Below are 7,671 nucleotides of genomic sequence, written 5' to 3' on the forward strand. Positions count from 1 at the left end.
GGGGGGGGTGTGGGGGGGTGTGGGGGGGGGGGGGGGGTGGGGGGGGGGGGGGGGGGTCTGGGGGGGGGGGTGTTCCCCCCAACCCCGCGCGGCGGCGCCGCGCTGCCGCCCCCCCCGCGGCTGCGGACGATCGCCTGGGTGTGGACCGCGGTCGCGGCGCTGTGCGTCCCGACCGGCTACGCCAACGGCATCAGCCTGCCGGTGGACTTCTGGGCCGGGGTGTACGCGAGCGCGTACGGCGTGATCGCCACGCCGCTGGTCCTGGGCGTGGTCGCGCTGTTCTGGTGGCTGCTGGTCACCAAGCTCGCGGGGCGCAAGGACGGACCCGGCCACCAGGCCGTCGGCTGGATCTGCGTCGGTTACGCGACGCTCCTGCTCGTGTGGGGCTCAACCCTGCTGCGCCTGTGACGCCTCGGCCGCGGCCACCACGGCGGCGGCGATCGCGGCCACGTCGTCGTCCGTGCTGACGAACGGCGGCATGGTGTAGATCAGGTCGCGGAACGGCCGCAGCCACACGCCGTGCGCGACGGCCGCCGCGGTGGCGGCGGCGACGTCCACCGGGTGGTCGAGCTGCACCACGCCGATCGCGCCGAGCACCCGCACGTCGCCGGGCGCCCCCGCGAGGCCCGACCGCAGCCCCGCCTCGATCCGCCGCACGGACCCCCGCCAGTCCTGCGACAGCAGCAGGTCGGTGGAGGCCAGCGCCACCGCCGAGGCCAGCGGGTTGCCCATGAACGTCGGCCCGTGCGCCAGCACCGGCACCTCGCCGCGCGAGATGCCGTCGGCCACCCGCGCCGTGCACAGGGTCGCGGCCATCGACAGGTACCCGCCGGTCAACGCCTTGCCCACGCACATGATGTCCGGGCTGATCCCGGCGTGGTCGGCGGCGAACAGCTCGCCGGTGCGGCCGAAGCCGGTGGCGATCTCGTCGAAGATCAGCAGCACGTCGTGGGCCAGCGTCAGCTCGCGCAGCACGTGCAGGTAGCGCGGGTCGTGGAAGCGCATCCCGCCCGCGCCCTGCACCACCGGCTCCACGATGACGGCGGCCAGCTCGTCGGCGTGCGCCTCGACGAGGTCCGCCAACCGCTGCACGTACGCGGTGTCCAGGTCGCGCGGGGGCGCGGGGGCGAACACCTGCTCCGGCAGCACGCCGCGCCACAGCGAGTGCATCCCGCCCTCCGGGTCGCACACGGACATCGGCTGGAACGTGTCGCCGTGGTACCCGCCGCGCCAGGTCAGCAGCCGCCGCTTGGCCGGCCGCCCCCGCGAGCGCCAGTGCTGCAGCGCCATCTTGACCGCGACCTCGACCGACACCGACCCGGAGTCGCACAGGAACACGTGCCGCAACGGCTCGGGCGTGATCTCCACCAGCCGCGCGGCCAGGGCGACCGCGGGCTCGTGGGTCAGGCCGCCGAACATGACGTGGCTCATCCGGCCGAGCTGGTCGCGCACCGCGGCGTCCAGCACGGGGTGCCGGTAGCCGTGGATCGCGGCCCACCACGACGACATGCCGTCGACCAGCTCGCGCCCGTCGTCCAGCCGGAGCCGGACACCCTCGGCCGAGGAGACCACCAGCGGCTCGTGGGTGCCCGGCATCGGGCCGTACGGGTGCCAGACGTGCGCCCGGTCCAGCTTCAGCAGCTCATCGCGATCCACGGGGCGTCAGGCTAACCGGCAGCGACGCCAGGCCGCGGATGAGTGTGCCCGGCCGCCACCGCAGGTCGTCCGGCTCGGCGGTCAGGGCCACGTCGAACCGGTCCAGCAGCCGCCCGATCGCGATCTCGCCCTCCATCCGGGCCAGCGGCGCGCCCAGGCAGTAGTGGATGCCGTGCCCGAACGCGAGGTGCCCGGTGGCCTGCCGGGTGATGTCGAACCGGTCGGGGTCCGGGAACCGGGCCCCGTCGCGGTTCGCGGCGGCCAGCGACACGACCACCACGCTGTCCTTGGGGATGACCACGTCGCCCAGCTCCACGTCCTCGTCGGTGTAGCGGAACGTGGCCTGGTTGACCGGGCTCTCGAAGCGCAGCACCTCCTCCACCGCGCCGGGCAGCAACGTCCGGTCGGCGCGCAGCTCCTCCAGCTGCGCCGGGTCGCGCAGCAGGTGGAACACGCCGTTCGCGATCAGGTTGACCGTGGTCTCGTGCCCGGCGACCAGGAGCAGGAACGCCATGGCGATCAGCTCCATCCGGTCCAGCCGGTCGCCGTCCTCGTCGGCTTGCACGAGCGCGGAGAAGAAGTCGTCACCGGGCGCGACGCGCTTCTGCTCGACCAGCTCCTGCAGGTAGGCCGCCATCCGGCCGCCCGCCTCCTGGATCACGCCGGGCTCCGAGCCGGCCCCGCTCACCAGCACGTTCGACCACGCGCGGAACTCGTCGCGCCGGTCCAGCGGCACGTCGAGCATCTCGCAGATGACCGTGATGGGCAGCGGGAACGCCAGCGCGTCGACCAGGTCGACGTCGCCCTTCTCCCCCGCCTCGTCCAGGAGCCGGTCGGTGATCTCCGCGATGCGCGGCCGCAGCTGCTCGACCCGCCGGGCGGTGAACGCCTTCGTGACCAGCTTGCGCAACCGGGTGTGGTGCGGCGGGTCCATGTTCAGCATGTGCTGGACCAGGGCCTCCTCGAACTTCGTCGGCTCGTTGCCCGCGAGCTGGTTGGCCGCCACGACCTCCGGGAAGCGGTCGTAGTGCTTCCGGAAGCGCGCGTCGGCCAGCGCGACCCTGGCCTCCTCGTACCGGGTGACCAGCCACGCCCTCGTGCCGCGCGGCAGCACGATCGGGCTCGCCGCCGCCTGCTCGCGCAGCCGGGCGTGGTAGGCGTGCGGGTCGGCGAAGTACTCCTCGCCCAGCACGTCGAGACCGGCGATCTGCTCCCCCAAGGGAATCCCCTCCTCGTTTGAGTTAACCCTGTTCACTCAAACGATCCGAGACCCCCTCGTGTCCCCGATCCCGCCCTCTGTCACCCGATCAGCCCAAGCACCCCGGTCCGAGCAGAGCCTTCAAATCCCCCATAAGGGACGGGGTGGGAGTAACCCGAAGGGCGTCGTCCAGCTTCAGCACCGTGTTGCGGCTGCTGTTGATGATCAGGTTCAGGTGGACCTCGGTCGTGCCCGGGTGGGCCGAGAGGACCTCCTTGAGCGAGGTGACGAGCTTCGGGTCGCAGCGCGAGGCCGACACCTTCAGCTTCAGCGCCTGCGCGCCCAGCTCCGACAGGTCCGGCACGACCAGGTCGTTGGCGATCAGCGAGATCCGGTCCTCCCGCTTGGCCACGCGCGCCTTGACCAGCACGATCGCGTCCTCGGCCACCGACATGCCGTGGACCATGTAGCTCTTGGGGAAGAACAGCACCTCGATGCCACCGGCCAGGTCCTCCAGCTGCGCGGACGCCCACGGCTCGCCGTTCTTGTTCACCCGGCGGGTGACCGAGGCGAGGATGCCGCCCAGCGTGACCTGCGTGCCGTCCGGCACGTCGCCTTCCAGGATGCGCGGGATCGTGGTGTCGGAGTAGGAGCTGAGCACCTGCTCCACGCCGTTCAGCGGGTGGCCGGACACGTACAGGCCCAGCATCTCGCGCTCCAGCGTGAGCTGGTGCTTGGCCTCCCAGTGCTCGTCCGGGATCTTGACGTCGAACACCGAGACGCCCTCGCCGTCACCGCCGCCGTCGCCGAAGAGGTCGAACTGGCCGCGCGCCTCCTCCTTCTTCGTCAGCATGATCGCGTCGACCGCCTCGACGTGGACCATGTGCAGGCCCTTGCGCGGGTGGCCGAGCGAGTCGAACGCGCCCGCCTTGATCAGCGATTCGACGACCTTCTTGTTGCACGCCTGCACGTCGACCTTGCGCAGGAAGTCGGAGAAGTCGGCGAACTTCCCCTTCTCCTTGCGGGTCTTGATGATCGCGTCGACCACGTTCGCGCCGACGTTGCGGATCGCGCCCAGGCCGAACCGGATGTCGTCGCCGACCGCGACGAACTCCCGCTCCGACTCGTTGACGTCCGGCGGCAGCACGGTGATGCCCATCCGGCGGCACTCGGCCAGGTAGACGGCCGACTTGTCCTTGTTGTCCGAGTTCGTGGTCAGCAGGGCCGCCATGTACTCGCCGGGGTAGTTCGCCTTGAGGTAGGCGGTCCAGTACGCGATCAGGCCGTAGGCGGCGGAGTGCGCCTTGTTGAACGCGTAGTCGGCGAACGGGACCAGGATGTCCCACAGGGTCTTGATGGCCTCCGGCGAGTAGCCGTTGTCCAGCATGCCCTTCTCGAAGCCGGTGAACTCCTTGTCGAGGATCTCCTTCTTCTTCTTGCCCATCGCGCGGCGGAGCAGGTCCGCTTGGGCCAGCGAGTAGCCCGCCACCTTCCGCGCGATCGCCATGACCTGCTCCTGGTACACGATCAGGCCGTACGTCGTGTCCAGGATCTCCGCCAGGGGCTCCTCCAGCTCCGGGTGGATCGGCACGATCTCCTGCTGCTTGTTCTTGCGCAGCGCGTAGTTCGTGTGCGAGTTCGCGCCCATCGGGCCCGGCCGGTAGAGCGCGATGACGGCCGAGACGTCCTCGAAGTTGTCCGGGCGCATCAGCCGCAGCAGGTCCCGCAGGGCCCCGCCGTCGAGCTGGAACACGCCCAGGGTGTCGCCGCGGCCCAGCAGCTCGTAGGTCTTCTTGTCGTCCAGCGGCACGGACGAGATGTCGATCTTGCCCTTGCCGTTCAGCTCGATGTTCTTCAGCGCGTCGTCGATCGTGGTGAGGTTGCTCAGGCCCAGGAAGTCCATCTTCAGCAGGCCGAGCGTCTCGCACGTCGGGTAGTCGAACTGGGTGATGATCGAGCCGTCCTGCGGGCGCATCCAGACCGGGATGTGGTCCATCAGCGGCTCCGCGGACATGATCACCGCGCAGGCGTGCACGCCCGCGTTGCGGATCAGGCCCTCCAGGCCGCGGCCGGTGTCGATGATCTCCTTGACCTGCGGGTCCGTCTCGTACAGCGCCCGGACCTCGGCCGCCTCGGAGTAGCGCTTGTGCGACGGGTCGAACACGCCCGCCAGCGGGATGTCCTTGCCCATCACGGCGGGCGGCATGGCCTTGGAGATGCGGTCGGCCACGGCGTAGCCCGGCTGCCCGTACAGCACGCGGGCGGAGTCCTTGATCGCCGCCTTCGCCTTGATCGTGCCGAACGTGATGACCTGGGCGACCTTGTCGACGCCCCACTTCTCGGTGACGTACCGGATCACGTCACCGCGCCGGCGCTCGTCGAAGTCGATGTCGATGTCGGGCGGGCTGACGCGGTCCGGGTTGAGGAACCGCTCGAAGATCAGGCCGTGGGCCAGCGGGTCGAGGTCGGTGATGCCCATCGCGTAGGCGATCAGCGCGCCCGCGGCCGAGCCGCGGCCGGGGCCGACGCGGATGCCGTTGGACTTCGCCCAGTTGATGAAGTCGGCCACCACCAGGAAGTAGGACGGGAAGCCCATCTGGAGGATGACGTCGATCTCGAACTCGACCTGCTGCCGGTGCACCTCGTCCACGCCGTCCGGGAACCGGCGGCGCATGCCCGCCCAGACCTCCTCGCGGAAGTACTCGGCCTCGGACTTGCCGTCCGGGGTCGGGTAGCGCGGCATCAGGTTCTGGAAGGCGAACATGCCGGTCGTGTCGACCTTCTCGGCCACCAGCAGGGTGTTGCGGCACCCCTCCTGCCAGGCGTCGGAGGAGTCGATCGCGCGCATCTCCTCCGGCGACTTCAGGTAGTAGCCCGTGCCGTCGAACTTGAACCGGCTCGGGTCCTGCAGCGTCTTGCCGGTCTGCACGCACAGCAGCGCCTCGTGCGCCTCGCGGTCCTCGGCGTAGGTGTAGTGCGAGTCGTTGGTCACCACGAACGGGATGGCGAGCTTCTTGGCGATCTCCAGCAGACCGCCCCGGACCCGGCTCTCGATCTCGATGCCGTGGTCCATCAGCTCGACGAAGAAGTTGTCGGCGCCGTAGATGTCGCGCCACTTCGCGGCGGCCTCCAGGGCCTCCCTCTCGTGGCCGAGGCGGAGCCGGGTCTGCACCTCGCCGGACGGGCAGCCGGTGGTCGCCATGAGGCCCGCCGAGTGCTCGGCGATCAGCTCGGCGTCCATCCGCGGCCACTTGCCCAGCTGGCCCTCGGTGGACGCCTTGCTGGCCAGCTTCATCAGGTTGTGCAGGCCCTCGTTGGTGCGGGCCCAGATCGTCTGGTGGGTGTACGCGCCGCTGGCGGAGACGTCGTCGGCCTTCTGGCCGGGGTCGCCCCACAGCACGCGCTTCTTGTTGAAGCGCGAGTCCGGCGCCATGTACGCCTCGATGCCGATGACCGGCTTGATGCCCGCGGCGGTCGCCTGCTTGTAGAAGTCGTACGCGCCGTACATGTTGCCGTGGTCGGTGATCGCGGCCGCGGGCATGCCCATCCGCTCGCACTCGGCGAACATGTCCTTCAGCTTGGCCGCGCCGTCGAGCATCGAGTACTCGGTGTGCACGTGGAGGTGCACAAACGAGTCGGACACCCAAACCCCCCTGAAGATCGCAGCGGGCCCGGGACTGGCGCTCGGGCAGAGACCCGCCGACCCTACAACGCACGAAGATCACCGACCACGACCGGGGCTTGCTCGTGTCGTGACGTCCCGGCGGGTCAATGGGGCGCGGGAGTTGCCGGGCGGGTAGCGTTCAAGGTGTGGTAGCGCCGGACCCCGTCGACGCCCGTCTCCTGGCCATGATCGCCGAGATGGGCCGTGCCGCCGTGCACGAGGTGGCCGCACGGCTGGGCATGGACCCGCGGGAGGCCGCCACCCGGCTGATCACGTTGTCCGGCAGCGGGTTGCCGCTGCTCGTGGGCGTGGAGTGCGACCCGAACGGCATCCGCAAGGCGCTGGCCAACAGCGTGGCGTGGGGCAACTACTCGGGGCCCGGCGGGCAGGCCGTCCGCGGCACGCCGAGCGGTCCGTACCCGCCCGTGCAGGGCACGCCGTCCGGCTCCTACCCCGGCCACCCGGTCCCGCAGGGTCCGCCGAGCACGCCGTTCCCGGCGCAGCCGCACTCCGGGCCGCAGCCCGTGCCGACGGGGCCGCCGTCCGGGCCGGTGCGCGTGCCGGAGCCGATGAGCACGTGGGGCGTGCCGGGCACGTCCGGGTGGGCGCGGGGCGACCAGGCGCCGGCCCCGCGGTCGCGCACGGGCAAGATCGGCAGCACGCTGGAGACCGAGGGCCTGGAGGGGGCGCGGTTCACGATCCAGCTGGTCGAGGTGGTCGACCCGGCGGACTTCCTGTTCACCGCGGCCGGGTACAAGCTGGCGGCCGGCGAACGGGCCGTGGTCGTGCACACGGAGCTGTCGAACATCGGCCAGGTGCCGTTCAACGCCCTGCCGGACATGTACCTCGTGCTGATGACCAACAAGGGCGAGACGGTGAGCAAGGCCCCGGTGTCGCTGTCGTCCCGGCCGCCGCACAAGATCGGCGTGCAACCGGGCGAGACCGCCGGCGGCCACACCGTCTACGTGCTGCCCGAGGACACCGTGATCTTCTCCGTCCGCTGGAGCGCCCGCCCCGAAACCGACCTGAACACCCTGGTCTGGACCATCGACGACTAACCGGCGTGTCCTACGTTCGGAACGCGCGTGTCCTACGTTCGCGTACCCCGAGTTGAACGTTCAGGACGACCGGCCTTGTTCTGAACGTTCAACTC

4 protein-coding genes are annotated in these 7,671 nt (G+C 70.6%); 1 reads left to right on the top strand and 3 read right to left on the bottom strand.

The features are described 5' to 3' along the window. Positions 1-387 precede the first annotated feature (387 nt). The 3 genes from ACFXGA_RS27830 to dnaE all read right to left on the bottom strand — a co-directional run bounded on the left by ACFXGA_RS27830 (position 388) and on the right by dnaE (position 6,497). The gene (locus ACFXGA_RS27830) at positions 388-1,656 is read right to left on the bottom strand and encodes an adenosylmethionine--8-amino-7-oxononanoate transaminase (RefSeq protein ID WP_378092775.1); all 1,269 of its coding nucleotides are present in this window, start codon (positions 1,654-1,656) and stop codon (positions 388-390) included. Continuing rightward, positions 1,643-2,875, bottom strand: coding sequence for a cytochrome P450 (locus ACFXGA_RS27835; protein WP_378092777.1), 1,233 nt, complete (start codon positions 2,873-2,875; stop codon positions 1,643-1,645). The genes ACFXGA_RS27830 and ACFXGA_RS27835 overlap by 14 nt, the downstream gene beginning before the upstream one ends. Before the next feature lie 88 nt (positions 2,876-2,963). Continuing rightward, positions 2,964-6,497: a DNA polymerase III subunit alpha gene (gene dnaE, locus ACFXGA_RS27840; protein WP_378092779.1), complete on the bottom strand. Its 3,534-nt coding sequence runs from the start codon at positions 6,495-6,497 to the stop codon at positions 2,964-2,966. A 167-nt stretch (positions 6,498-6,664) separates the two neighbouring features. On the opposite strand from dnaE, the gene ACFXGA_RS27845 reads away from it, so the two are divergent. Then, a complete protein-coding gene (locus ACFXGA_RS27845) occupies positions 6,665-7,576 on the top strand; it encodes an AsnC family protein (protein WP_378092781.1) in 912 nt (303 codons plus the stop codon). Positions 7,577-7,671: the final 95 nt, after the last annotated feature.

Source organism: Actinosynnema sp. NPDC059335 (assembly GCF_042752395.1).
GTDB lineage: Bacteria > Actinomycetota > Actinomycetes > Mycobacteriales > Pseudonocardiaceae > Actinosynnema.